The organism is Chelatococcus sambhunathii, from assembly GCF_001418005.1.
GTDB classification, from domain to species: domain Bacteria; phylum Pseudomonadota; class Alphaproteobacteria; order Rhizobiales; family Beijerinckiaceae; genus Chelatococcus_A; species Chelatococcus_A sambhunathii.
In genome coordinates this window covers 69,134-92,062 of record NZ_LIOL01000001.1, presented here as the reverse complement: position 1 = coordinate 92,062, position 22,929 = coordinate 69,134, and the positions used below count along the sequence as shown (strand labels likewise).

The window sequence follows — 22,929 nt, the reverse complement described above, 5'->3', positions numbered from 1 at the left end:
ACAAAACAGGTACATTGACTGCGGCGCGCATTGAGAATCCTTCGCTTCCCGTGCATAAGGACGAGCATTCATGTCTCAGCCCACATTGCGACTCGTAGAAGGTAGTTCCATGGACAAGGCGAAAGCCCTCGATGCCGCGCTGTCACAGATCGAGCGCGCCTTCGGCAAAGGCTCGATCATGCGTCTCGGGCAGAACGACAAGGCGATCGAGATCGAGACGGTCTCGACCGGCTCGCTCGGGCTCGATATCGCCCTCGGCGTCGGCGGCCTGCCGCGCGGCCGGGTGATCGAGATCTACGGGCCGGAATCGTCGGGCAAGACGACGCTCGCCCTACATACCGTCGCCGAGGCGCAGAAGAAGGGCGGCGTCTGCGGCTTCATCGACGCCGAACATGCGCTCGACCCCGTCTATGCCCGCAAGCTGGGCGTCAAGCTCGACGACCTGCTCATCTCCCAGCCAGACACGGGCGAGCAGGCGCTCGAGATCGCCGACACGCTGGTGCGCTCCGGCGCCATCGACGTGCTGGTGGTCGATTCGGTGGCCGCGCTCACGCCGCGGGCCGAGATCGAGGGCGAGATGGGCGATATGCAGCCCGGCATGCAGGCGCGGCTCATGAGCCAGGCACTGCGCAAGCTCACGGCATCGATCTCGCGCTCGAACTGCATGGTGATCTTCATCAACCAGATCCGCATGAAGATCGGCGTGATGTACGGCAGCCCGGAGACGACGACCGGCGGCAATGCGCTCAAGTTCTATGCCTCGGTGCGCCTCGACATCCGCCGCGTCGGCTCCATCAAGGACCGCGACGAGGTGATCGGCAACACGACGCGCGTGAAGGTGGTGAAGAACAAGGTGGCGCCGCCGTTCAAGCAGGTCGAGTTCGACATCATGTACGGCGAGGGCGTGTCGAAGATGGGTGAGCTCATCGACCTCGGCGTCAAGGCGGGCATCGTGGAGAAGTCCGGTTCCTGGTTCTCCTACGACAGCCAGCGCCTTGGTCAGGGACGCGAAAACGCCAAGCAGTTCCTGCGCGACAATCCCGACGTGTCGGCGCGCATCGAGGCGGCCATCCGGCAGAATGCCGGCCTCCTCGCCGAGCGTATCCTCGAGCATGTCGACCCGACGGCCGATGATCTCGACGAGGGCGAGGCCTGAGCCGGAGGCGGCCATCGCAAGGTCGAATGAAGACGGGGCCCGCGCGGCCCCGTTTCCATGTGGTCCTGTCTGGCGGCCTGTCTTCATGGGCAGCCTTGCCATCCTGGGGCCCGCGGAACCGCCCCTGGCCGGGCCGACTTCCTCTGCCGCAACGGATTCATCCTCTCGACAAGAGGTTGGCCCCTCTCTAGAAAACAGCGCTGAGTTCCCATTTTCCGGCTGCGGCTCCTGTTCCCGCATCCGGCTGAACGGGTGAGGGAGGGGCTCGGCCGGACCCCCGCAACCGCGGGAACGGGCGAGCCGGAACCGGCGGCCATGCGCCGCATATCGAACGAAGTGTGGGCTCTATGAGCGGCGTCAACGAGATCAGAACAACGTTTCTCGACTATTTCGCAAAGAATGGCCACGAGATCGTGCCGTCGAGCCCGCTGGTGCCGCGCAACGACCCGACGTTGATGTTCACCAACGCCGGCATGGTGCAGTTCAAGAACGTCTTCACCGGCTCGGAGAAGCGGCCCTATGCGCGCGCCACGACCTCGCAGAAATGCGTGCGCGCCGGCGGCAAGCACAACGACCTCGACAATGTCGGCTATACGGCGCGGCACCACACCTTCTTCGAGATGCTCGGCAATTTCTCGTTCGGCGACTATTTCAAGGATCGCGCGATCGAACTCGCCTGGAACCTCGTGACGAAGGAGTTCGGCCTGCCGGTCGACAAGCTCCTCGTCACGGTCTTCGCCGAGGACGACGAAGCCTTCGGCCTATGGCGCAAGATCGCTGGCCTACCCGAATCCAAGATCATCCGCATTCCGACCTCGGACAATTTCTGGCAGATGGGCGACACGGGTCCATGCGGCCCGTGCTCGGAAATCTTCTACGACCACGGCGACCACATTCCGGGCGGTCCGCCCGGCAGCCCGGACGAAGACGGCGACCGCTTCATCGAGATCTGGAATCTCGTCTTCATGCAGTACGAGCAGCTCGCGCCCGGCGAGCGCATCGCGCTGCCGCGCCCGTCGATCGATACTGGCATGGGGCTGGAGCGCTTCTCTGCCGTGCTGCAGGGCACGCACGACAACTATGCCACGGACCTGATGCGCGCGCTCATCATGGCCGTGGCGAACGCGACCGGCGTCGATCCCGACGGGGCACAGAAGGCGAGTCATCGCGTCATCGCCGACCACCTGCGCGCTTCGGCCTTCCTCGTCGCCGACGGCGTGCTGCCCTCCAACGAAGGGCGCGGCTACGTCCTGCGCCGCATCATGCGGCGCGCCATGCGCCATGCCCAGTTGCTCGGCGTGCGCGAACCGCTGATGTGGCGGCTCGTGCCGGCCCTGGTGCGCGAGATGGGGCAGGCCTATCCCGAGCTCGTGCGGGCCGAGGCGCTCATCACCGAGACGCTGAAGCTCGAGGAGACGCGCTTCCGCAAGACCTTGGCGCGGGGCCTCGCCATCCTCGACGAGGAGACGCGCGGGCTCACGGCCGGCGCGAAGCTGCCCGGCGAGACGGCCTTCACGCTTTACGACACCTACGGCTTCCCGCTCGACCTGACGCAGGACGCGCTGCGGGCGCGCGGCATCGGCGTCGACACGGACGGCTTTTCCAAGGCGATGGAGCGCCAGCGTGAGCTCGCGCGCGCCTCATGGGCCGGCTCCGGCGAAGCGGCCACCGAGGCGGTGTGGTTCGGGCTGCGCGAGAAGGTCGGCGCCACCGAGTTTCTCGGCTACGACACCGAGACGGCGGAGGGCGTGGTCGTTGCCATCGTGCGCAACGGTGCCGAGGTCGCGAATCTCGGGGCGGGCGAAGAAGGTTTCGTCATCCTCAACCAGACCCCGTTCTATGGGGAATCCGGCGGCCAGGTGGGCGACAGCGGTGTCATCCGCGCTCCCGGCGCGTCGGTCGTGGTGCGCGACACGCAGAAGAAGCTCGGCGATCTCTTCGTGCATGCGGCGAAGGTCGAGGCCGGCACGCTCGCGGTGGGGCAGGCGGTCGAGCTCGCCGTCGACCACAGCCGGCGCAGCGCGATCCGTGCCAACCATTCCGCGACCCACCTCCTGCACGAGGCCCTGCGCGAGGTGCTGGGCGACCACGTGGCGCAGAAGGGCTCGCTCGTCGCGCCCGATCGCCTCAGGTTCGACTTCAGCCACCCGAAGCCCATTGCCGAGGAGGAGCTGGAGGCGATCGAAGCCATCGCCAACCGGGTCGTTCTGCAGAACGAGCCGGTGGTGACGCATCTGATGGCCGTCGACGAGGCGATCGCCTCGGGCGCGCGGGCACTCTTCGGTGAGAAATACGGTGACGAGGTGCGGGTCGTCTCCATGGGCACGCGGCCGGAGGAGGGTGGCAAGACCTTCTCCATCGAGCTTTGCGGAGGTACCCACGCGGCGCGGACCGGTGACATTGGTCTCGTCACGGTCGTCTCGGAGGGCGCGGTGGCTGCCGGCGTGCGGCGCATCGAGGCGATGACCGGCGAGGCGGCCCGCCGCCACCTCGCGGCGGAGAGCCGGCGCCTGCGCGATCTTGCGGCCATCCTCAAGGTGCCTCCGGCGGAGGCCGCGGCGCGGCTCGAGGCTCTCGTCGAGGAGCGCCGCAAGCTCGAGCGGGACCTTGCCGAGACACGCCGCAAGCTCGCCATGGGCGGCGGCTCGGGCGACGGAGATGCCGCTGCCGTCAAGGAGGTGGCCGGCGTGAAGCTCTTCGCGCGCTCGGTCTCGGGCGTCGCCATGAAGGACCTCAAGGCGCTCGCGGACGAGGGCAAGAAGCGCGTCGGCTCCGGCATCGTCGCGATTGTCAGCGTCGATGACGAAGGCAAGGCCGGCGTCGTCGTCGGCGTGACGGAGGATCTCACGCAGCGCTTCGATTCGGTGGCTCTCGTGCGTGCCGCCTCCGAGCGGCTCGGCGGCAAGGGCGGCGGGGGCCGGCGCGATCTCGCCCAGGCCGGCGGGCCGGACGGCACCAAGGCGGCCGACGCGCTCGCGGCGATCGAGACGATGGTGGCCGGAGCCTGAACGCGCTCTACGGCCAGCGCTCGGTGTCGCGGTCCGGGTGCTGGCGCGAGGCGAAGGCCTCAGGGTCGTTCTGCCAGGAGTTCGTCGGCACTTCTTCCAGCCGCACCAGCTCGGCCGCGAAGGCTGGGCGGTTCTCGGGCACGAGCTGCCGCTCGGGCGGCCAGCGCGTCGGCTCGTCGAAGCTGCCGGCGGTCATCGCATAGTGATGGCCGCCACGGTAGCGGTAGAAGAGGGGCGTGCCACAGGCGGAGCAGAAGCCGCGCTCGGCAGCCTCGGAAGACCGGAAGCGCGACGGCTCGCCGCGCGTCCAGACGAGGTCGTCGTCGTTCACGGCGACGAAGGCGCCGAATAGGCCGCCGGTCGCCTTCTGGCACATGCGGCACCAGCAGATGCTGGGCCCGAATGGTTCGCCATAGACGGCGTAGCGCACGGCGCCGCACTGGCAGCCACCGCTCGCGACATGTCTGCGTTCGTCGGCCATCACTTCCTCCTTCTGTCGTGCAAATGTGCCATCGCTGAGCCGAAGCCGAAAACCGGCCGTGATGATCCCGTCCATCGCGTGATCGATGGCGGTGATCCCGGCTGCAGCGCCGCCATCCCGATCGGGCCATCCTGACACACAGTCTGCCTGTGCGTCAGAAGCGGGCCTACCCGCATGCCGTCTTTCGACCTGGTGCGGGTGTCGCGGCGTGGATGCTCGCGACAAGCGGGGGCATGACGCGGAAAAGACAGGGGTCCGGGCCCCAAGGTTCGGCAGTGGTCCAAAGCAAAACGCCCGGGCGGCGAGCCCGGGCGTCATTGCATGTGAAAAAGGCGGATGCGGTCAGGCGGCCATCGCCTTCTTCAGGTTCTCATCGATCTTGTCGAGGAAGCCGGTGGTCGACAGCCACTTCTGGTCGGCGCCGACGAGGAGGGCGAGGTCCTTCGTCATGAAGCCCGATTCGACCGTGTCGATGCAGACCTTCTCGAGCGTGTCGGCGAAGCGCTTGAGCTCGGCGTTGTCGTCGAGCTTGGCCCGGTGGGCGAGGCCGCGCGTCCAGGCGAAGATGGAGGCGATCGAGTTGGTCGAGGTCTCCTTGCCCTTCTGGTGCTCGCGGTAGTGGCGCGTCACCGTGCCGTGGGCGGCCTCGGCCTCGACGGTCTGGCCGTCCGGCGTCATCAGCACCGAGGTCATCAGGCCGAGCGAGCCGAAGCCCTGGGCCACGGTGTCGGACTGCACGTCGCCGTCATAGTTCTTGCAGGCCCAGACATAGCCGCCCGACCACTTGAGCGCCGAGGCGACCATGTCGTCGATGAGGCGGTGCTCGTAGTGGATGCCGGCGGCGTCGAACTTGGCCTTGAACTCGTTCTCGTACACCTCCTGGAACAGGTCTTTGAAGCGCCCGTCATAGGCCTTGAGGATCGTGTTCTTGGTGGAGAGGTAGACCGGGAATTTGCGGGCGAGACCGTAGTTCATCGAGGCGCGGGCGAAGTCGCGGATCGATTCGTCCAGGTTGTACATCGCCATGGCGACGCCGGCGCCCGGGAACTTGAAGACCTCCTTCTCGATGACCGAGCCGTCCTCGCCCTCGAACTTGATGGTGAGGCGGCCCTTGCCGGGCACCTTGAAGTCCGTGGCGCGGTACTGGTCGCCGAAGGCGTGGCGGCCGACGATGATCGGCTGCGTCCAGCCCGGCACGAGGCGCGGCACGTTCTTGCAGATGATGGGCTCGCGGAAGATGACGCCGCCGAGGATGTTGCGGATGGTGCCGTTGGGCGACTTCCACATCTCCTTGAGGCCGAATTCCTTCACGCGCGCCTCGTCGGGCGTGATCGTGGCGCATTTGACGCCGACGCCGTACTTCTTGATGGCCTCGGCCGCCTCGATCGTTACCTGGTCGTTGGTCGCGTCGCGATGCTCGACGCCGAGGTCGTAGTATTTCAGGTCGATGTCGAGATAGGGGTGGATCAGCTTGTCCTTGATGTACTGCCAGATGATCCGGGTCATCTCGTCGCCGTCGAGCTCGACGACCGGGTTGGCAACCTTGATCTTGCCCATGTGTCTCACCTCGCACGGGTTGAAGCGTAGTGGGGCCTCGGCGCGCGTCCGTGCGATGCACGCGCCGGCGCCTGCGTGATACATCGCAACGGCTGCAGTTTGAAGGCCGGCTTTCGCATCAGTGGCGCCGCTCCCGTCCCGCGGCCCCTTGCGGCAGGCGCCGCGGCGGCTAAAACCCCGGGTCAAGGAGAACGAGTTCATGTCCGAGAGTGCAGCCGCGCGCGGCCCCGTCATCATCCTGGTCGAGCCGCAGCTGGGCGAGAACATCGGCATGGCCGCGCGGGCGATGGCGAATTTCGGGCTCGCCGAGATGCGCATCGTCAACCCGCGGGACGGCTGGCCGAACGAGAAGGCGGAGGCCGCTTCGGCTGGGGCGCTTCATGTGCTTTCGGCTGCCCGGGTGTTCGGCTCCGTGGAGGAGGCAATCGCCGATCTCAATGTCGTCTTCGCCACCACCGCGCGCGAGCGCGGGCAGCAGAAGCGCGTCTTCGGCGCCGACGGAGCCATGGCCGAAACGGTTGCACATGCCGCCGCCGGCGCCGGTGTCGGCGTGCTCTTCGGCCGCGAGCGCACCGGGCTCGACAATGACGCCGTCGCGCTCGCCGACGCGATCATCACCTTTCCGGTCAACCCGGCCCATGCCTCGCTCAACCTCGCCCAGGCGGTGCTGCTCGTCGGTTACGAGTGGTTCAAGGCGAGCGGCGGGAGCCTGCCCTTCTCCGTAGGCGAGCGGCCGGTGCCGGCGACGCGCGAGGCCGTGCTGTCCTTCTTCGACTATCTAGAGGGTGAGCTTGATGCGGCCGGCTTCTTCATGCCGCCGGAGAAGCGCTCGATCATGGTGCGCAACCTGCGCAACATCTTCCACCGGCTCACGATGACCGATCAGGACGTGCGCACCCTGCGCGGCGCCGTCGTCGCTCTGGTGCAGGGGCGACGCGGTGGGCGAAACCTGCCGCGCAAGGGCCGGGCGGGGGAGGAAGAGAAGTGATCTGACGGATAGTCGGGCAGTGAAGGTCAACGATTCCGCGTTATGGCCGGGCTCGTCACCGCCAATCGGCTCGCCTGACTTGCAACACGTCAAGGAAACGCAGCGCGCATGCGCGTTGCCGCAGCCATCCAGGCCTTCTCCTTCCCTTTCCCAAAGGCGTGGATGCCCGCGACAAGCGCGGGCATGACGGCGGAAGGGGCGTTCTCAACCCTCCGTTAACCCGCCCGGCCGCTTCATTGCCGTTCGGATCAAGCGAGCCGCAGTGCCATGCGTATCGACCTTCTCGCCGGAACGGTCTATCACCCCGCCGTCATGCCGCCGCACGTGCCGACCATCCTCGTCTTCGATTCGGGCCTCGGCGGCCTGACGGTCTATGCCGAACTCGTCAAGGCGCGGCCGGACGCGCGCTTCGTCTATGCCGCGGATGATGCGGCCTTTCCCTATGGCCGGCTGTCGGAGGCTGCGCTCGTGATGCGCGTCCTTGCCGTGATGGAGGCACTCGTCGCCGCCCATGCGCCGGAGATCGTGGTCATCGCCTGCAACACGGCCTCGACGCTCGTGCTGCCGCACCTGAGGGCGCGCTTTTCCATCCCCATCGTCGGCACGGTGCCCGCCATAAAGCCGGCGGCGGCGCGGTCGGCGAGCCGCATGGTGAGCGTGCTCGCGACGCCGGGCACCGTGGCGCGGGACTATACGCAGGACCTGGTGCGGGCCTATGCCGGGGACTGCGCGGTGGAACTCGTCGGCTCGACGCGGCTCGCGGCCATCGCGGAGGCGGAGCTGGCCGGCGCGCCCGCGAGCGATGCCGAGATCATGGCGGAGATCGCCCCCTGCTTCCGCGAGGCGGCGGACGGGCGGCGGACGGACACCGTCGTCCTCGCCTGCACGCATTATCCGCTGCTGCTGCCGCGCCTCGAAAGGCTGGCGCCGTGGCCGGTCAGCTTCCTCGACCCCGCCCCGGCGATCGCGCGGCGCATGGTCGAGCTCATCGGCGCGCCGCTCCTCGGCCATGAGGGGGAGGAGGAGGCGCGCGCCGTCTTCACCGGCACGGGCGCGGGTGACACGCTGAAGGCGGCGCTCGCCGCGCGCGGCTTCACGCGCATCGACACCGGGGCGCTCGCCTTCGCCATGGCCTGAACGCCGCTGCGCGATGCTGAGCCGATTGACAAACCGCCTACTTGTCGCGTAAGGACCCCCATCGCTCGCGGGCTCGCAAGGCCCGCGTTCGTATTTCGTGCGCACCCGCGGACCGGCAATGTCCGGCCCTGTCGCCCGCAAGGGAGAGGAGGGCGCGTTCCTCACTGTTGTTCCGTTCTAGAGGACACGCGATGTCAAAGAGAATTTCGGCGAAGTACAAGATCGATCGCCGTATGGGCCAGAACATCTGGGGTCGCCCGAAGAGCCCCGTGAACCGCCGCGAATATGGCCCGGGCCAGCACGGCCAGCGCCGCAAGGGCAAGCTGTCGGACTTCGGCACCCAGCTGCGCGCCAAGCAGAAGCTCAAGGGCTACTACGGCAACATTTCCGAGAAGCAGTTCCGCCGCTACTACCAGGAGGCCATCCGCCTGCGTGGTGACTCGGGCGAGAACCTCATCGGCCTTCTCGAGCGCCGCCTGGACGCCGTCGTCTACCGCGCCAAGTTCGTGCCGACGGTCTTCGCCGCCCGCCAGTTCGTCAACCACGGCCACGTGCGCGTGAACGGCCGTCGCGTCAACATTCCGAGCTACCTCGTCAAGCCGGGCGACGTCATCGAGGTCAAGGAGAGCTCGAAGCAGCTCGCCATCGTGCTCGAGGCGGTGGCCCTCGGCGAGCGTGACGTGCCGGACTACATCGACGCCGACCACGCCAAGATGAAGGCCACCTACGTGCGCGTGCCGACCCTGTCGGACGTGCCCTATGCGGTGCAGATGGAGCCGAACCTGGTCGTCGAGTTCTACTCGCGCTGACCGGTTCCGGAACCGATCGAGACGAAAAGGCCGCAGCGATGCGGCCTTTTTTGTTGGCGGTTGGCCCGGCGATTTTCTGGTTCCCGGCTCTGCGCCGCGCCAATTCGTGCCGGGCGCTGGGCTGAAGCGGCTCAGAGCCGCTTCAGCATCCCCGCAAAACGCATCAGCCCCTCCGGCCAGGGCCCGTGGCCGCTGGCCGAATTGAGGTGGCCGGCATCGCCGGCGTCGACCAGCGCCGAGCCCCAGGCGAGGGCGAGATCGGCGGCTTCGTCATAGGGGCAGTATTGATCCGTGCGGCTGGCGACGAGCACGGACGGGAAGGGCAGGGGCTCGCGCGGGAAGGGCGTGAAGGCGGCGTCCGTGCCGGGAATGGCGCGGATGGCGCGCTCGCTCGGCGTCGCCACGAGGAAGGCCGCGCGTACCTTTCCGTCGGGCAGGTTCGGCGCCGCATGGGCGATCAGCGGCACGCCGGCGCTGTGCGCGACGAGGACGACCGGGCGTCGCGCGGCATCAACCTCCGCGACGAGGCGGGCTTCCCACTCCGGCCGGTCGATGCGGTACCAGTCGTCCTGCACCACCCGGCGGGCCGTGGAGAGCTTCTCCTCCCAGCGGGTCTGCCAGTGGTCCGGCCCCGAGCCGGACCAGCCGGGCACGATGAGGATGTCGCAGTCGGACGTGCGCATGGCGGTTCCGTTACTGTCCCATATTCGCCCGGCGCCATGCCCGCGCCTGTCGCGGGCATCCGTGCCTTGGAGCCTTAGGCAAGGCCGGCCATGGCCGGCGTGGAGAGGTCACGCCTCTCCGAACACCCGGCGGAAGATGGTGTCGACGTGCTTGAGATGGTAGCCGAGGTCGAACTTTTCCTCGAGCTCGGCGTCGGAGAGGTGCTTGTTCACCTCGGGGTCGGCCTTGAGCAGCGAGAGGAAGTCGCCCTCGCCGCGCCACACGGGCATGGCGTTGCGCTGCACGAGACGGTAGGCGTCCTCGCGGCTGACACCCTTCTGGGTAAGGGCCAAGAGCACGCGCTGGGAATGGACGAGGCCGCCGAGCCGGTCGAGGTTCTTCTGCATGTTCTCGGGATAGACGAGCAGCTTGTCGACGACACCGGTGAGGCGCGCGAGCGCGAAGTCCAGCGTCACCGTGGCGTCGGGGCCGATCATGCGCTCGACGGAGGAGTGGGAGATGTCGCGCTCGTGCCACAGCGCCACGTTCTCCATGGCCGGCATGGCATAGGCGCGCACCATGCGGGCGAGGCCGGTGAGGTTCTCGGTGAGCACCGGGTTGCGCTTGTGCGGCATGGCCGAGGAGCCCTTCTGCCCCTCGGAGAAGAATTCCTCCGCCTCGTAGACCTCGCTGCGCTGCAGATGGCGGACCTCGGTCGCCAGGCGCTCGATGGAGGAAGCGACGACGCCGAGGGTGGCGAAATACATGGCGTGCCGGTCACGCGGGATGACCTGGGTCGACACGGGCTCGACGGCGAGGCCGAGCTTTTCGGCGATGTATTCTTCCACGCGCGGGTCGATATTGGCGAAGGTGCCGACGGCGCCGGAGATGGCGCAGGTCGCGATCTCCCTGCGCGCATTGACGAGGCGTTCGCGGCAGCGGTCGAATTCGGCATAGGCCTGGGCAAGCTTAAGGCCGAAGGTCACCGGCTCGGCATGGATGCCGTGCGAGCGGCCGATGGTCGGCGTCATCTTGTGCTCGAAGGCGCGGCGCCGGATGGCGGCGAGGAGCCCATCCATGTCGGCGAGGAGGAGGTCGGTCGCGCGCACCAGCTGCACGTTGAAGCAGGTGTCGAGCACGTCGGACGAGGTCATGCCCTGGTGCACGAAGCGCGCCTCGGGGCCGACGATCTCGGCAAGATGCGTCAGGAAGGCGATGACGTCGTGCTTCACCTCGCGCTCGATCTCGTCGATGCGCGCCACGTCGAAGACGGCCTTGGAGCCCTTCTCCCAGACAATCGCGGCGGCCTCCTTCGGGACGACGCCGAGCTCGGCGAGGGCACTCGTCGCGTGGGCCTCGATCTCGAACCAGATGCGGAATTTCGTCTCAGGCGACCAGATGGCGGTCATCTCGGGGCGGCTGTAGCGCGGGATCATCCTCGCCTCCTGGCTGAACGGTTGAAAATCAGACGAGCTCGCCGCGCGCCCGCTCGGCGGCGCTGCGGATGGCGGCGATGTTGCCGGCATAGGCGCTCTCGCCGCCCTTGAAGACGGCGGAGCCGGCGACGAGGGCGTTCGCCCCGGCCTTTGCCAGCGCGCCGGCGTTGTCGGCGGTGACGCCGCCATCGACCTCGAGGTCGATGGGCCGGTCGCCGATCATCGCCTTGATGCGTGCCACCTTGTCCAGCGCCGAGGGGATGAAGGCCTGCCCGCCGAAGCCGGGGTTGACGCTCATGACGAGCACGAGGTCGACGAGGTCGAGCACATAGTCGATGGCGCTCTCGGGTGTGCCGGGATTGAGCGACACGCCGGCTTTCTTGCCGAGCGCGCGGATGGCCTGCAGCGACCGGTGCAGATGCGGCCCGGCCTCGGCGTGGACGGTGATGATGTCGGCGCCCGCGGCCGCGAATTCGGCGAGATAGGGGTCGGCCGGCGCGATCATCAGGTGCACGTCGAGCACCTTCTTCGTGTGCGGGCGGATGGCGCGCACCACCTGGGGACCGAAGGAGATGTTGGGCACGAAATGCCCGTCCATCACGTCCACATGCACCCAGTCGGCCCCGCCGGCGTCGATGGCGCGCACCTCCTCGCCGAAACGGGCGAAATCGGCCGCGAGGATTGAGGGGGCGATGGCGAGGGCGCGCTGCATGGGACCGTCCGCTTGAAGATGCTGCAGGGGCGAAGGCCCCGCGCGTGCCGCCTAGCACGGAGGGCGGGGCGGGGCAACGGCTGGGCGCCAAGGGAAGCTGCGCCCGGGTCGCCCGACTGTATGCACGTCGTGCAACCGGCTGCCGATGGGCATCAGGCGTCATGATCTTAAATATTGAACGTTCATGTTTCGCCATTCAATAAGAATATCGGATATTTTATTAATGCGATTATTATTTTTACACAATAATTTTCCCGGACAATATGCGCGTATCATCAGGCATCTCGCGGGCCGGAAGGGCATCGACATCCTCGCCGTGTCGCGGGCCGGCAACCGCCAGCCGTCACCCGTGCGGCGCATAGACTACGAGCCGCATCGGAGCGCCAGCGAGAAGGTGCATCCCGCCCTGCGCTACACCGAAGAGGCCGTCATCCGCGGCCAGGCGGTCTACAAGGCGCTCGCGCCGACGCGGGCGAAGGGCTGGCGGCCGGACCTGATGCTGGCCCATAGCGGCTTCGGCGACGGGCTCTTCCTGAAGGACCTGTGGCCCGATGCGCGCTACATGCCGTATCTCGAGTGGTACTACCGCGCCTACGGCTCCGATGCCTCTTTCTTCGATCGAAGGGCCAAGGATCCGAATGTCGAGCTGCGCATCCGGATGAAGAACAGCGTCATCCTGCAGGACCTTGCGGCGATGGACTGGGGGCAATCGCCGACACAGTATCAGAAGTCGCAGTTTCCCGGCGTCTTCCATGGGCGGATGTCGGTTCTCCACGACGGAGTCGACACCGACTATTTCTCGCCCGACGCGCGCGAGACCTTCACCGTCGGCAGTCACGTCTTCCGGCACGGCGATCCGCTCGTCACCTATATCGCGCGGGGCATGGAGCCCTATCGCGGCTTTCCCCAGTTCATCGAGGCGGTGTCGCTGCTCCAGAGGATGCACGCCGGCGTCCATGCGGTCGTCATCGGCGAGGACCGCATCGCCTACGGTCCGAGGGACAAGGCCTCCTACAAGCAATGGGCGCTGGAGACCTTCAGGCCCGACCTTGGGCGCCTGCACTTTCTCGGCCGCCAGCCGCTCGCCGTGCTGCGGCAGGTGCTGCGCGTATCGGCGGCGCATGTCTATCTCACCGCGCCCTTCGTGCTTTCCTGGTCGATGATGGAGGCGATGGCGACGGGCGCGCTCATCGTCGGCTCGGATACGGAGCCGGTGCGGGAGGTCGTCGACGATGGCCGGACGGGGCTGCTCGTGCCCTTCTTCGAGCCGCGGCGCCTTGCGGAGCGGCTGCTGGAGGTCATCGCGGCGCCGGAGCGTTTCGAAGATATCCGCCGCCGGGCACGTGCGCTCATGCTGGAGCGCTATGACCGGCGCGAACTGTGTGCCCGCTACGTCCGGCTGATTGAGGCGGTCGCCGCCGGGGGACGGCCGCGGCCGAACGGCGGTGCCTCTGTCAGTGAGAGTGCGCGCATGCCGGAGGCGGCCATCGTCTGAGCGCTTCAGCGCCGGGCGGGCAAGGGCGTGCGCAGCATGCGGCGGGCGAGCGGCTCCAGCACGAGCGGCATGAGGTAGATGGGGAACTGGGCCATGGCGAAATAGAGCCAGGTGCCGTCCGGCACCGCGCCCGCCATGGCGGCGACGAGAAGCCCCATGTTGCGGTGGCCAGTGGCATAGCCGATGACGAAGGCCTCGCGGGCGCCGAAGCGTGCCGCCAGCACGAGAAGGCCGGCCGCGATGCCGGCGAAGGCCACCACGAAGACGATCAGCGCATCGGTGACGACTGTGACCGGGTTGGCGACCATCGCCTCGGCCACCCCGTCCATGGCTCCGACGGCGAAGATGAAGAAGAAGACGACGTTGAGGCCGTCGAGCGCGGCGCGCTCGCGCGCGATCCGCGCGAGGCCGAGGAGCCAGCGCAGCACTTGGGCGAGCACGGCAGCCCCGCCCAGCAGCAGGGCCAGGCGCAGGGCGAGGACGGACGTATCGATCGGAACGGCGGCCCCCGCGATCACATCCGCCACGAGGGGTGCGGTCAGCGGCGTCGTCACCATGCTGGCGACAAGGACAGTGACGAGGAAGGAGGCATCGAAGCCGAGCAGCGTCGCCACGGCGGGCGCCGAGAGGATCGGCGGGGCAGCCGCCATCAGGGCAAGGCCGAGGGCGAGTTCCGGGCCGACGAGGTCGTGCCCGAGGGCGAGGACGATGCCGCCGAGGGCGATCGGCAGTGAGGCGACGATCCAGAACCAGGCGAGAAGGATGCGCCCCGGCTGCCGCAGGAGGGCGCGAATGGCGCCGAAATCGGCGCGCAGGAAGGTGAAGACCAGGAAGAAGAAGACGCAGGTGCCGATCAGCGGCCGGGCGAGGCTGGCGAACTGAGGCAGCGCGAGGCCGATGAAGATGGAAGCGGCGAGGGCCTTGGTGCCCTGGCGGCCGATGAGCGCCAGGGGCTTGAGGAGAATGGTATGCACGTCCTTGGCCCTTCCTTCCGTGTTTCCCCGGCCGCTATTCATATGCTCCCGGTCCGCATCCCTCATGAAGAAGCGTCCGGCCTCTTGCGCCGATGGCAGGCGTCGTGCTTTCGCCATGCGGACGCCGGCGTTGTCCGGGACGGGCCGCCATCCCAGAATGCGCTCCTGGGTTCGGCATCAGCAAGAAGGTCAAATGCATGCAAACGGACGTCGTCGTGCTCGGAGCGGGTATCATCGGAGTTTCGGCGGCGTTGCATCTGCAGGCGCGCGGACGGTCGGTCGTGCTTCTCGACAGGCGCGGGGCGGGGGAGGAGACCAGCCACGGCAATGCCGGGCTCATCGAGCGCGCCAGCGTCGTACCCTACGGCTTCCCGCGCGACGTTGCTTCGCTTATCCGCTATGGCCTCAACCGCTCGGCGGAGGCGCACTACCATCTCGCCTTCCTGCCCAAGGTGGCGCCCTGGCTGGCGCAATACTGGTGGCACTCCTCGCCCCGGCGCCATGCTGTCGCGGCCAGGGCGATGCTACCGCTGATCGAGCGCTGCGTCGCCGAGCACGAGGCGCTGATGCGCGAAGCCGACATCCTGCCGATGCTGCGGCGGATCGGTTGGATCAAGGGCTTCCGCGACAAGGCCGAATTCCAGCTGGCGGAGGAAGAGGCGCGGGCGAGCGCCGCGCTCTACGGCCTCAAGCTCGAGGTGCTCAGCGGCGCGGAGCTGCGCGCCAAGGAGCCGCACCTCACCGGCGACTTCGCCGGCGGGCTGCACTGGCTCGATCCCGCCAGCGTGCCGGACCCGGGCGCCGTCACGCGGGCCTATGCCGAGCTCTTCGAAAAGCGCGGCGGGCGCTTCCTGCGCGGCGACGCCCGTTCTCTCGTCGCCTCCGGCAGCGGCTGGACGGTGGCAGCGGAAGAGGGGCCTGTCACGGCGCGCGAGGTGGTCGTGGCGCTCGGCCCGTGGTCGGGCGAGATCTTCCGCCCCCTGGGGTACCGCATCCCGCTCGCGGTCAAGCGCGGCTACCACATGCACTACCGGCCCGCGGGCAATGCGGTGCTCAACCACCCGCTCTACGATGTCTCGGGCGGCTACCTCATCGTGCCGATGACGCGCGGCATCCGCCTCACCACGGGGGCCGAGTTCGCCGACCGCGACGCGGCGCCGAGCCCGGTGCAGCTCGCCCAGGTGGAGCCCGAGGCGCGTCGCGTCTTCCCCCTCGGTGAGCGGGTGGATCCCGAGCCGTGGATCGGCGCGCGGCCGTGCCTGCCGGACATGCGCCCCGTCATCGGCGAGGCACCGCGCCATAAGGGGCTGTGGTTCGCCTTCGGCCACAATCACCACGGCTTCACGCTCGGCCCCGTCACCGGCCATCTCCTGGCGCAGATGATGACCGGGGAGGCACCGCTGACCGACCCCGCGCCCTATGCCGTCGGGCGCTTCGGCCGATAGAGGTCGCGCCAGGCCGGCAGGGCGCCGGGCAGGGGGAGCGCCGTCGCCTCGTAGACGCCGCGGGCGATGGCGCGGGCAAGGCAATCGGCCGCGACGGCGCCGAGATCGGCGAAGGCATAGATGTCGTCTTCCGGCAGCGGCTTGCGGCCCGTCGCCGCGGCGAAGACGAGGTCCCCGTCGAGCGGCGCATGGGCCGGGCGCAGGGCGCGGCCCATGCCGTCGTGGGCGACCATGGCGAGGCGCTTGGCCATGGCCTTGTCGAGGACGGCGTCGGTGGCGACAAGGGCTATCGTCGTGTTTTGACCCGGGCCGCCCTTGTAGCGCGGAGCGAGTGCCTGACGGTCGAAAACCGCCGGCAGGCCGCAGTTGCCGAATTCGCCGCCTTCCTCATAGGGCGCAGCCCAGAAGTGCGGCCCGTCGCCAACGGTCGCCGAGCCGACGGCATTGACGGCGACGACGGCGCCGACGGTGTGGCCGGTGCGGGTGACGGCGCTCGCCGAGCCCAGCCCGCCTTTCAGGTTGACCGTCGTCGCGCCATAGCCGGCCCCCACCGTCCCGAGCGGAAAATCTTCCCCGGACGCAGCGACAGCCGCCATGGCGAGGGCGCGATGGGGCGGCTCACCCTCGCCGCGCGCCCAGGGCTTGTCGGCGCCATTGAGGAGATCGAAGAGAATCGCCTGCGGTACGATCGGCACGCGCACGTCCCGGATGGCGAAGCCGCGGCCCTGTGCCGCAAGCGCCTGCATGACGCCGCCGGCCGCATCGAGCCCGTAGGCCGACCCGCCGGACAGGACGATGGCGTCCACCGCCGCCACCGTCATCTCCGGCTCCAACAGCGCGCTCTCGCGCGTGCCCGGCGCGCCGCCCATGATGGCGAGACTCGCCGTCGCCGGCCTGTCGAAAATGGCGACCGTGACACCCGTCGCCGCCGCCGCATCGTGGGCATTGCCGATGCGGAGGCCGGGAACGTCGGTGATGAGATTGCGCGAGGTGCTCATGCCCGATGGTTGCCGTGAAGGGTGACGTATCACAAGGGGGCGAGGCGGCATTTCACCGCCTTTCGCCGGACCGGCGCTGCGGCTAAGAGCAGCGCCATGACCGACGTCTCTACCTCCGCCGCGGTTCTAGCCGGGCTCGTCAGCTTTCTCAGCCCCTGCGTGCTGCCACTGGTGCCGCCTTACCTGTGCTATCTCGCGGGCACGACGCTCGACCAACTGACGGAGCGGCGGGAGCCGCGCGTCAGCCGCAAGGCCCTGTTCGCCGCCTTCTTCTTCGTGCTCGGCTTCGCAACGGTCTTCGTCATGCTGGGCGCGACGGCCTCGGTCTTCGGCCAGCTGCTGCGCCGCTATGTCGACGTCCTCGGCACCGTGGCCGGCATCGCCATCATCGTCATGGGTCTGCACTTCCTTGGCGTCTTCCGCCTGTCCTTCCTCTACCGGGAGGCACGGCTCGATGTTGCCAAGCCGGCCGGCATCGGCGGCGCTTACGTCATGGGGCTCGCCTTTGCCTTCGGCTGGACGCCGTGCATCGGTCCCATCCTCGCCGCGATCCTCGCCGTCGCCGGCTCGGAGGAGAGCGTCGGGCGCGGCGCCTTCCTGCTCGCCGCCTATTCGGCCGGGCTCGGCATTCCCTTCCTCCTCGCGGCGCTCGCCATGAAGCCGTTCGTTGCGCTCCTGCGTGGCATGCGCTCGAAGTTCCACCTCGTCGAGAAGGTGATGGGCGGTTTGCTCGTGCTGACCGGCATCGCCTTCCTCACCGGCGCGCTGACGGACGTGTCCTTCTGGCTGCTGGAGACATTCCCGGCGCTGGGGGCACTCGGCTGAGCAACGGCCCCGCAGGAAACGGGTGGGTAAAACGGGTCGCTGGACGCGATCCAGGGGCGAAGATGGAGGCTCCTCGACTTGGAGCAGTTCCATGGCCTATCGGATCCGCGGCCTCGATCCGCGCCTTTTCAACCATTTGTTCCAGCTGGATGATACCGCGCTGGCGCGTCGCGGCATCCTCCGGCGGCGCGTCGCGGCATGCGGCACCAGCCCGTGCCGCGTCAGCCTGCAGGACGCGCAGCCGGGCGAGGAGGTGCTGCTGCTCGCCTTCGCCCATCACACCGAGGAGACGTCGCCCTACCGCGCGTCGGGGCCCATCTTCGTGCGCCGCGCGGCCGAGGAGGCTTACGATGCCGTGGACGAGGTGCCGCCGATCCTGCCGGCGCGGCTGATCTCGCTGCGCGCCTATGACGCCGCGGGCATGATCGTCGATGCCGGGGTCGTGCCGGGCGTCGAGATCGAGAGCCACATCTACCGCTTCCTGGCCCGGCCGGATATCGCCCACGTCGACGCGCATTTTGCGGCCCGCGGCTGCTTCGCCTGCCGCATCGAGCGCAGCTGACGCCAAAAGGAAAGGCCCGCCTCGGGGAAGGCGGGCCCGTTGTCTTCCAGTGCTGCGAGATCAGTTGATCTCGTTGCCGGCGTAGTCGATCTTGCCGTCGGAGCCCTTCTTCCAGACGTACATGACGTAGTCCGGACGGGTGATGTCACCCTTCTTGTCGAAGGAGAGGTCGCCCAGCACGGTCTTGAAGACCTTGCCGGAGTGGATCACCTCGGCCACCTTCTTCGGCTCCAGGGACTTCGCCTCTTCCGCCGCCTGCTTGATGATCTCGACTGCCGCATAGCTGTAGAGCGTGTAGGCCTCGGGATCGTAGTTCTTGTTCTTCAGGAAGCGCTCGACGACCTCCTTGGCCGCCGGGTTCTTGCGCGGATCGGGCGCGAAGGTCATGAGCGTGCCCTCGGCGCCGGGACCGGCGATGGAGACGAACTCGCTCGACACGATGCCGTCACCCGACATCAGCGGCGCCTGCAGGCCCTGGTCGCGCATCTGCCGGATGATGAGGCCGGCTTCCGTGTGCAGGCCGCCGAAATAGACGACGTCGACATTCGCGGCCTTGAGCTTGGAGACGAGGGCCGAATAGTCCTTCTCGCCCGGGTTGACGCCTTCGTAGAGGACTTCCTTGAGACCCTTGGCGTTCATCGCCTTCATGGTCTCATCGGCGAGGCCCTTGCCGTAGGGCGTCTTGTCGTGGATGACGGCCACCTTCTTGCCGGCATAGTGCTTGGACAGGTAGTCGCCCGCCACCTGGCCTTGCTGGTCGTCGCGGCCGCAGATGCGGATGGTGTTCCACAGCCCACGCTCGGTGAACTGCGGATTGGTGGAGGCCGGCGTCAGCTGCAGGATGCCGGATTCCTCGTAGACCTCCGAGGCCGGGATCGATACACCCGAGTTGAAGTGGCCGACAACGTACTTCACGCCGTCGCTGGCGAGCTTGTTGGCAACGGATACGCCCTGCTTGGGATCGGAGACGTCGTCGCCCACGCTGACCACGATCTTCTGCCCGAGGATGCCGCCGGCGGCGTTGATATCCTCCGCCGCCTGCTCGACGCCGTTCTTCATCTGGGTGCCGAAGCTTGCGTTCGGCCCCGTGATGGGAGCGCCGACCGCGATCTTCACCTGGGCGTTGGCAGCGCTGGCGAAGGCGAGGCCAAGACCGAGCGCAATCCCGGTCAACAGCACTTTCTTCATCTGGTACTCCCCTGGTTTTTGTCGGGCCCCGCCCCCGGGGCTCCGGTCGGCGAGCCTCTCGCCTTGGGCGCAATCTTGCGCCATTTGCGGCGAGAGTCACTCGCAAACGGTGGTGTCTCAGCCGCTGCCCTTCTCGCGCCAGGTGAGGGGACCCGTACGCTCGTAGAGCCAGCGGTATTGGGTCGTCATCTGCCGCGCGCGCGTGTAGCGGAAGCCGGTGAGGCCGATGACGAGGAGCACGATTGCGTCCACGATGTAATAGTGGAGCGACAGCAGCGTGCCCCCGAAGAGGGCGAAATGGATGAAGCGCACGCCCCACGCGAGCGCGAGCAGGTAAAGCACCGCCTGCCACACCGGCGCCCAGATGAGCGCTACCGCCCGCCCCGTCATCCAGGCGGCCCAACCGCCCATGATGCAGGTGACGAGCAGAAAGAGGAAGAACGAGCTTTCTTCGTAGAGGATGCCCTGCATCGTGTGTTCCTCAGTGGGCCCCGCCTTCGAGATAGGCGGCGCGGACCTGCGGGTTCTCGAGCAATTCCTTGCCGGTGCCCTGCAGGGTGATGGACCCCGTCACCATCACGTAGCCGCGGTGGGCGAGCTTGAGCGCGTGATAGGCGTTCTGCTCGACGAGGAAGACGGTCATGCCGTCGCGCTCGTTGAGCTCGCGGATGACATTGAAGATCTGCTTGACGACGAGCGGGGCAAGGCCGAGCGAAGGCTCGTCGAGCAGCAGCAGCCGCGGTCGGCTCATCAACGCGCGGGCGATGGCGAGCATCTGCTGCTCGCCGCCGGAGAGGGTGCCGCCACGTTGGTTGAGTCGTTCCTTCAGACGCGGGAACATGGTGCAGACCCGCTCCAGATCCTCGTCGAAATGGGTGAAGTCCTTGATGGACGCGCCCATTTGCAGGTTCTCGAACACCGTCATGCGCGGGAAGATGCGCCGGCCTTCGGGCGATTGCGCGATGCCCAGACGGGCGATCTCGTGCGTCGGCATCTGCGTGATATCGCGCCCGCCATACGTGATCGTGCCCTGGCGGCAGCGTGGGTTGCCGAAGATCGTCATCATCAGCGTGGATTTGCCGGCACCGTTGGCGCCGATCATCGTCACGATCTCGCCCTCGTGCACGTCGAGGTCCACGCCCTTGAGGGCGATGATGTTGCCGTAGTAGGTCTTGACCCCGCGCACCGAAAGAAGGGGTGTGCGCCCGGCCGTGGCCTGAGCCGGCGCGGGCATCGTCGCTGCGTCGCTCATAGGCCGACCTCCGCCTCCACATGCTCCACTTCTTCGTCTTCGACGCCGAGATAGGCGGCGATGACACTCTGGTCGTTACGGACCTCCTCGGGCGTCCCGTCGGCGATCTTGGTGCCGTAGTCGAGCACCACGACATGGTCGGAGATGCCCATCACCACCGACATGTCGTGCTCGATGAGCAGGATCGAGGTGCCGTGGTCCTGCCGGATCGACAGAAGCAACTCGTTGAGCTCGTGGCTCTCACGCGGGTTGAGGCCGGCGGCCGGCTCGTCGAGGCACAGGAGGATCGGGTCCGTGCACATGGCGCGGGCGATCTCCAGGCGGCGCTGGGCGCCGTAGGGCAGGTCGCCGGCGGGATCGTCCGCCCGGTCGATGAGGTTGATCTTCTCCAGCCAGAATTTCGCCTGCTCGACCGCCTGCCGCTCCGCATCGCGGAAGCCGGGCAGGCCGAGGAGGCCGAAGACGGTGAAACCGGAGGCGAGCATCAACGGGTTGTGTCGGGCGACGAGGAGGTTCTCCAGCACCGTCATGCCCGTGAACAGGCGGATGTTCTGGAAAGTGCGGGCGACCTTCGCCTTCCAGGAGATGGAATGGCCCGGCAGCCGCTCCAGCAGGAGCGTGGTGCCGTCGTCGTGGCGCAGCGAGAGCATGCCCTCGCTCGGCCGGTAGAAGCCGGTGATGCAGTTGAACACCGTCGTCTTGCCGGCGCCGTTGGGGCCGATGAGGGCGGTAATGTCGCCGCGGCCGACACTGAAGGAGAGGTCGTTGACGGCGACGAGGCCGCCGAAGCGCATCTTCAGATGCTCGACCTCGAGTACGGGATCGTCTTGCCAGCGCATCAGCCGTGCCCTTCCTTGACGAGCGAGCCCGCGATGGCCTTGCGCTCGGTGAGTACGATCGACGGCTCGCGGTGGCCGACGAGCCCGCGCGGGCGCCAGACCATCATCGCCACCATGGCGAGCCCGAAGATCAGCAGGCGGTATTCATTGGGATCGAAGCCCGCGCCGAAGACCTGCTTGAGGAAATCGAGATTGCGCAGCAGCTCGGGCGCGCCGACCATGAGTACGGCCGCGATGGCGACGCCCACCTGCGAGCCCATGCCGCCCAGGACGACGATCGACAAGATGATCGCCGATTCGAGGAAGTTGAAGCTCTCGGGCGACACGAATCCCTGGCGCACGGCGAAGAACGACCCCGCGAAGCCGCCGAACATGGCGCCGATGGCGAAAGCGGTGAGCTTGGTGTTGCGGGTGTTGATGCCGAGCGAGCGGCAGGCGATCTCGTCCTCGCGCAGTGCCTCCCAGGCCCGGCCCACCGGCAGGCGGCGCAGGCGGATGGTGACGAGGTTCGTGATCAGCGCCAGCACCAGGATGAGATAGTAGAGAAACACCATCCGGTGCATGGGGCTGAAGGGAATGCCAAAGAGAGAGGCAAAGCCGTCTTCGCTCGAGTCGAACGGCACGCCGAAGAAGGTGACGCGCGGGATCGAGGAAATGCCCGCCCCGCCGTTGGTCAGGTCCACCCAGTTGATGAGCACGAGGCGGATGATCTCTCCGAAGGCGAGGGTGACGATGGCGAGATAGTCGCCGCGCAGGCGCAATACCGGAAAGCCGAGGATGATGCCCCAGAAGGCGGCGAGGATGCCGGCCAGTGGCAGGCACAGCCAGAACGACCAGCCGAACGTCGTCGACAGGAGCGCATAGGAATAGGCGCCAACCGCATAGAAGGCGACATAGCCGAGGTCCAGCAGTCCCGCGAGGCCGACGACGATGTTGAGACCCCAGCCGAGCATCACATAGGTGAGGATGAGGATGCCGAGATCGATCCAGTAGCGTGCGCCGCCGAGCCCGCCGGAGGCGAGGGTGGCGAGCATCGGATAGGTGACGGCGACGCCGAGGAAGAGCGGCACGGCGATGCCGAACAGCTTCTGAAGGGCGGGGCTCGCTGGCGCCTTGGGCCGGGCAGGGGCGGCGGCGCGGCGCGCGGCGCGCAGGCAGAGCGCGAATCGCAGGGCGAAGATGAGCGCGCAGGCCGCCGCGACCATGCCCCAGCGCGGCTGCAGGTAGAGGGCGTTCGCCTGATCCTGCTCGGTCTTGAAAGCGAGGATCGGGATGGAGAGCCCGAGCGTCAGCAGCGCGGCGATGCCCGCTTCGCGCAAGGCGGCAGCGATCTGCGCGCCCGTTGCGGGGGCGGTTACTTCGGCGGCCGTGATGGCGGGGGCATGCGGTGTGTTGAGGGCCATT

21 protein-coding genes are annotated in these 22,929 nt (G+C 67.7%); 9 read left to right on the top strand and 12 right to left on the bottom strand.

Annotation, left to right across the window (positions count from 1 at the left end; translation table 11 throughout):
* The first annotated feature begins 70 nt into the window (after positions 1 to 70).
* Positions 71 to 1,156: a recombinase RecA gene (gene recA, locus ASC46_RS00495; protein WP_055457350.1), complete on the top strand. Its 1,086-nt coding sequence runs from the start codon at positions 71 to 73 to the stop codon at positions 1,154 to 1,156.
* Positions 1,157 to 1,503: 347 nt separating this feature from the next.
* Complete coding sequence (alaS, locus tag ASC46_RS00490; RefSeq protein WP_055457349.1) at positions 1,504 to 4,164, top strand: alanine--tRNA ligase; 2,661 nt, start codon at positions 1,504 to 1,506, stop codon at positions 4,162 to 4,164.
* 7 nt (positions 4,165 to 4,171) lie between these two features.
* Here the strand turns inward: alaS and ASC46_RS00485 are convergent, their stop codons facing one another.
* The gene (locus tag ASC46_RS00485) at positions 4,172 to 4,645 is read right to left on the bottom strand and encodes a GFA family protein (RefSeq protein ID WP_055457874.1); all 474 of its coding nucleotides are present in this window, start codon (positions 4,643 to 4,645) and stop codon (positions 4,172 to 4,174) included.
* Between the two features lie 342 nt (positions 4,646 to 4,987).
* The gene (locus ASC46_RS00480) at positions 4,988 to 6,202 is read right to left on the bottom strand and encodes an NADP-dependent isocitrate dehydrogenase (RefSeq protein ID WP_055457348.1); all 1,215 of its coding nucleotides are present in this window, start codon (positions 6,200 to 6,202) and stop codon (positions 4,988 to 4,990) included.
* 199 nt (positions 6,203 to 6,401) lie between these two features.
* On the opposite strand from ASC46_RS00480, the gene ASC46_RS00475 reads away from it, so the two are divergent.
* The 3 genes from ASC46_RS00475 to rpsD all read left to right on the top strand — a co-directional run bounded on the left by ASC46_RS00475 (position 6,402) and on the right by rpsD (position 9,136).
* A complete protein-coding gene (locus ASC46_RS00475) occupies positions 6,402 to 7,190 on the top strand; it encodes an RNA methyltransferase (RefSeq protein WP_055457347.1) in 789 nt (262 codons plus the stop codon).
* A gap of 267 nt (positions 7,191 to 7,457) precedes the next feature.
* Positions 7,458 to 8,327 (top strand): glutamate racemase, encoded by an 870-nt coding sequence (gene murI / locus ASC46_RS00470; RefSeq protein ID WP_055457346.1) that lies wholly within the window; start codon positions 7,458 to 7,460, stop codon positions 8,325 to 8,327.
* 191 nt (positions 8,328 to 8,518) lie between these two features.
* Positions 8,519 to 9,136, top strand: coding sequence for a 30S ribosomal protein S4 (gene rpsD / locus ASC46_RS00465; protein WP_055457345.1), 618 nt, complete (start codon positions 8,519 to 8,521; stop codon positions 9,134 to 9,136).
* A gap of 131 nt (positions 9,137 to 9,267) precedes the next feature.
* On the opposite strand, the gene ASC46_RS00460 is transcribed toward rpsD, so the two are convergent.
* The 3 genes from ASC46_RS00460 to rpe form a co-directional block, all read right to left on the bottom strand.
* On the bottom strand, positions 9,268 to 9,819 hold the full coding sequence (locus ASC46_RS00460) for an RBBP9/YdeN family alpha/beta hydrolase (protein ID WP_055457344.1): 552 nt from the start codon (positions 9,817 to 9,819) through the stop codon (positions 9,268 to 9,270).
* Positions 9,820 to 9,927: 108 nt separating this feature from the next.
* Complete coding sequence (purB, locus tag ASC46_RS00455; RefSeq protein WP_055457343.1) at positions 9,928 to 11,235, bottom strand: adenylosuccinate lyase; 1,308 nt, start codon at positions 11,233 to 11,235, stop codon at positions 9,928 to 9,930.
* A gap of 28 nt (positions 11,236 to 11,263) precedes the next feature.
* A complete protein-coding gene (gene rpe / locus ASC46_RS00450) occupies positions 11,264 to 11,947 on the bottom strand; it encodes a ribulose-phosphate 3-epimerase (RefSeq protein ID WP_055457342.1) in 684 nt (227 codons plus the stop codon).
* A 223-nt stretch (positions 11,948 to 12,170) separates the two neighbouring features.
* Between rpe and ASC46_RS00445 the strand changes: the two genes are divergently transcribed.
* On the top strand, positions 12,171 to 13,442 hold the full coding sequence (locus tag ASC46_RS00445) for a glycosyltransferase (protein ID WP_055457341.1): 1,272 nt from the start codon (positions 12,171 to 12,173) through the stop codon (positions 13,440 to 13,442).
* 5 nt (positions 13,443 to 13,447) lie between these two features.
* Here the strand turns inward: ASC46_RS00445 and ASC46_RS00440 are convergent, their stop codons facing one another.
* Entirely contained in the window at positions 13,448 to 14,416 is a 969-nt protein-coding gene (locus ASC46_RS00440; RefSeq protein ID WP_063189131.1) for a hypothetical protein, read from the bottom strand.
* Positions 14,417 to 14,613: 197 nt separating this feature from the next.
* On the opposite strand from ASC46_RS00440, the gene ASC46_RS00435 reads away from it, so the two are divergent.
* Positions 14,614 to 15,861, top strand: a complete 1,248-nt coding sequence (locus ASC46_RS00435) for an FAD-dependent oxidoreductase (protein ID WP_055457339.1) — start codon at positions 14,614 to 14,616, stop codon at positions 15,859 to 15,861.
* Here the strand turns inward: ASC46_RS00435 and ASC46_RS00430 are convergent.
* Positions 15,834 to 16,859, bottom strand: coding sequence for a P1 family peptidase (locus ASC46_RS00430; RefSeq protein WP_055457338.1), 1,026 nt, complete (start codon positions 16,857 to 16,859; stop codon positions 15,834 to 15,836). The genes ASC46_RS00435 and ASC46_RS00430 overlap by 28 nt on opposite strands.
* 96 nt (positions 16,860 to 16,955) lie before the next feature.
* Here ASC46_RS00430 and ASC46_RS00425 point away from each other — a divergent pair, with 96 nt between their 5' ends.
* Positions 16,956 to 17,684: a cytochrome c biogenesis CcdA family protein gene (locus tag ASC46_RS00425; protein ID WP_055457337.1), complete on the top strand. Its 729-nt coding sequence runs from the start codon at positions 16,956 to 16,958 to the stop codon at positions 17,682 to 17,684.
* A 91-nt stretch (positions 17,685 to 17,775) separates the two neighbouring features.
* Positions 17,776 to 18,246 carry a DUF1203 domain-containing protein gene (locus tag ASC46_RS00420; protein ID WP_055457336.1) on the top strand — a complete coding sequence of 157 codons (471 nt, stop codon included), beginning with the start codon at positions 17,776 to 17,778 and terminating at the stop codon, positions 18,244 to 18,246.
* Between the two features lie 60 nt (positions 18,247 to 18,306).
* Here ASC46_RS00420 and ASC46_RS00415 read toward each other — a convergent pair whose 3' ends face one another.
* The 5 genes from ASC46_RS00415 to livM form a co-directional block, all read right to left on the bottom strand.
* The gene (locus ASC46_RS00415) at positions 18,307 to 19,434 is read right to left on the bottom strand and encodes a branched-chain amino acid ABC transporter substrate-binding protein (protein WP_055457335.1); all 1,128 of its coding nucleotides are present in this window, start codon (positions 19,432 to 19,434) and stop codon (positions 18,307 to 18,309) included.
* A gap of 117 nt (positions 19,435 to 19,551) precedes the next feature.
* Entirely contained in the window at positions 19,552 to 19,905 is a 354-nt protein-coding gene (locus ASC46_RS00410; protein WP_055457334.1) for a DUF6867 family protein, read from the bottom strand.
* Positions 19,906 to 19,915: 10 nt separating this feature from the next.
* Positions 19,916 to 20,686: an ABC transporter ATP-binding protein gene (locus ASC46_RS00405; RefSeq protein WP_055457333.1), complete on the bottom strand. Its 771-nt coding sequence runs from the start codon at positions 20,684 to 20,686 to the stop codon at positions 19,916 to 19,918.
* Positions 20,683 to 21,525, bottom strand: a complete 843-nt coding sequence (locus ASC46_RS00400) for an ABC transporter ATP-binding protein (protein WP_055457332.1) — start codon at positions 21,523 to 21,525, stop codon at positions 20,683 to 20,685. The genes ASC46_RS00405 and ASC46_RS00400 overlap by 4 nt, the downstream gene beginning before the upstream one ends.
* Positions 21,525 to 22,928: a high-affinity branched-chain amino acid ABC transporter permease LivM gene (livM, locus tag ASC46_RS00395; RefSeq protein WP_055457331.1), complete on the bottom strand. Its 1,404-nt coding sequence runs from the start codon at positions 22,926 to 22,928 to the stop codon at positions 21,525 to 21,527. Before livM ends, ASC46_RS00400 begins: the two co-directional genes overlap by 1 nt.
* Between the last annotated feature and the right edge of the window lies 1 nt (position 22,929).

Coding starts and splice junctions, on each gene's coding strand:
- recA (WP_055457350.1), top strand. CDS start 71: ATGTCTCAGCCCACATTGCGACTCGTAGAAGGTAGTTCCATGGACAAG.
- alaS (WP_055457349.1), top strand. CDS start 1,504: ATGAGCGGCGTCAACGAGATCAGAACAACGTTTCTCGACTATTTCGCA.
- ASC46_RS00485 (WP_055457874.1), bottom strand. CDS start 4,645: ATGGCCGACGAACGCAGACATGTCGCGAGCGGTGGCTGCCAGTGCGGC.
- ASC46_RS00480 (WP_055457348.1), bottom strand. CDS start 6,202: ATGGGCAAGATCAAGGTTGCCAACCCGGTCGTCGAGCTCGACGGCGAC.
- ASC46_RS00475 (WP_055457347.1), top strand. CDS start 6,402: ATGTCCGAGAGTGCAGCCGCGCGCGGCCCCGTCATCATCCTGGTCGAG.
- murI (WP_055457346.1), top strand. CDS start 7,458: ATGCGTATCGACCTTCTCGCCGGAACGGTCTATCACCCCGCCGTCATG.
- rpsD (WP_055457345.1), top strand. CDS start 8,519: ATGTCAAAGAGAATTTCGGCGAAGTACAAGATCGATCGCCGTATGGGC.
- ASC46_RS00460 (WP_055457344.1), bottom strand. CDS start 9,819: ATGCGCACGTCCGACTGCGACATCCTCATCGTGCCCGGCTGGTCCGGC.
- purB (WP_055457343.1), bottom strand. CDS start 11,235: ATGATCCCGCGCTACAGCCGCCCCGAGATGACCGCCATCTGGTCGCCT.
- rpe (WP_055457342.1), bottom strand. CDS start 11,947: ATGCAGCGCGCCCTCGCCATCGCCCCCTCAATCCTCGCGGCCGATTTC.
- ASC46_RS00445 (WP_055457341.1), top strand. CDS start 12,171: ATGCGATTATTATTTTTACACAATAATTTTCCCGGACAATATGCGCGT.
- ASC46_RS00435 (WP_055457339.1), top strand. CDS start 14,614: ATGCAAACGGACGTCGTCGTGCTCGGAGCGGGTATCATCGGAGTTTCG.
- ASC46_RS00430 (WP_055457338.1), bottom strand. CDS start 16,859: ATGAGCACCTCGCGCAATCTCATCACCGACGTTCCCGGCCTCCGCATC.
- ASC46_RS00425 (WP_055457337.1), top strand. CDS start 16,956: ATGACCGACGTCTCTACCTCCGCCGCGGTTCTAGCCGGGCTCGTCAGC.
- ASC46_RS00420 (WP_055457336.1), top strand. CDS start 17,776: ATGGCCTATCGGATCCGCGGCCTCGATCCGCGCCTTTTCAACCATTTG.
- ASC46_RS00415 (WP_055457335.1), bottom strand. CDS start 19,434: ATGAAGAAAGTGCTGTTGACCGGGATTGCGCTCGGTCTTGGCCTCGCC.
- ASC46_RS00410 (WP_055457334.1), bottom strand. CDS start 19,905: ATGCAGGGCATCCTCTACGAAGAAAGCTCGTTCTTCCTCTTTCTGCTC.
- ASC46_RS00405 (WP_055457333.1), bottom strand. CDS start 20,686: ATGAGCGACGCAGCGACGATGCCCGCGCCGGCTCAGGCCACGGCCGGG.
- ASC46_RS00400 (WP_055457332.1), bottom strand. CDS start 21,525: ATGCGCTGGCAAGACGATCCCGTACTCGAGGTCGAGCATCTGAAGATG.
- livM (WP_055457331.1), bottom strand. CDS start 22,928: ATGGCCCTCAACACACCGCATGCCCCCGCCATCACGGCCGCCGAAGTA.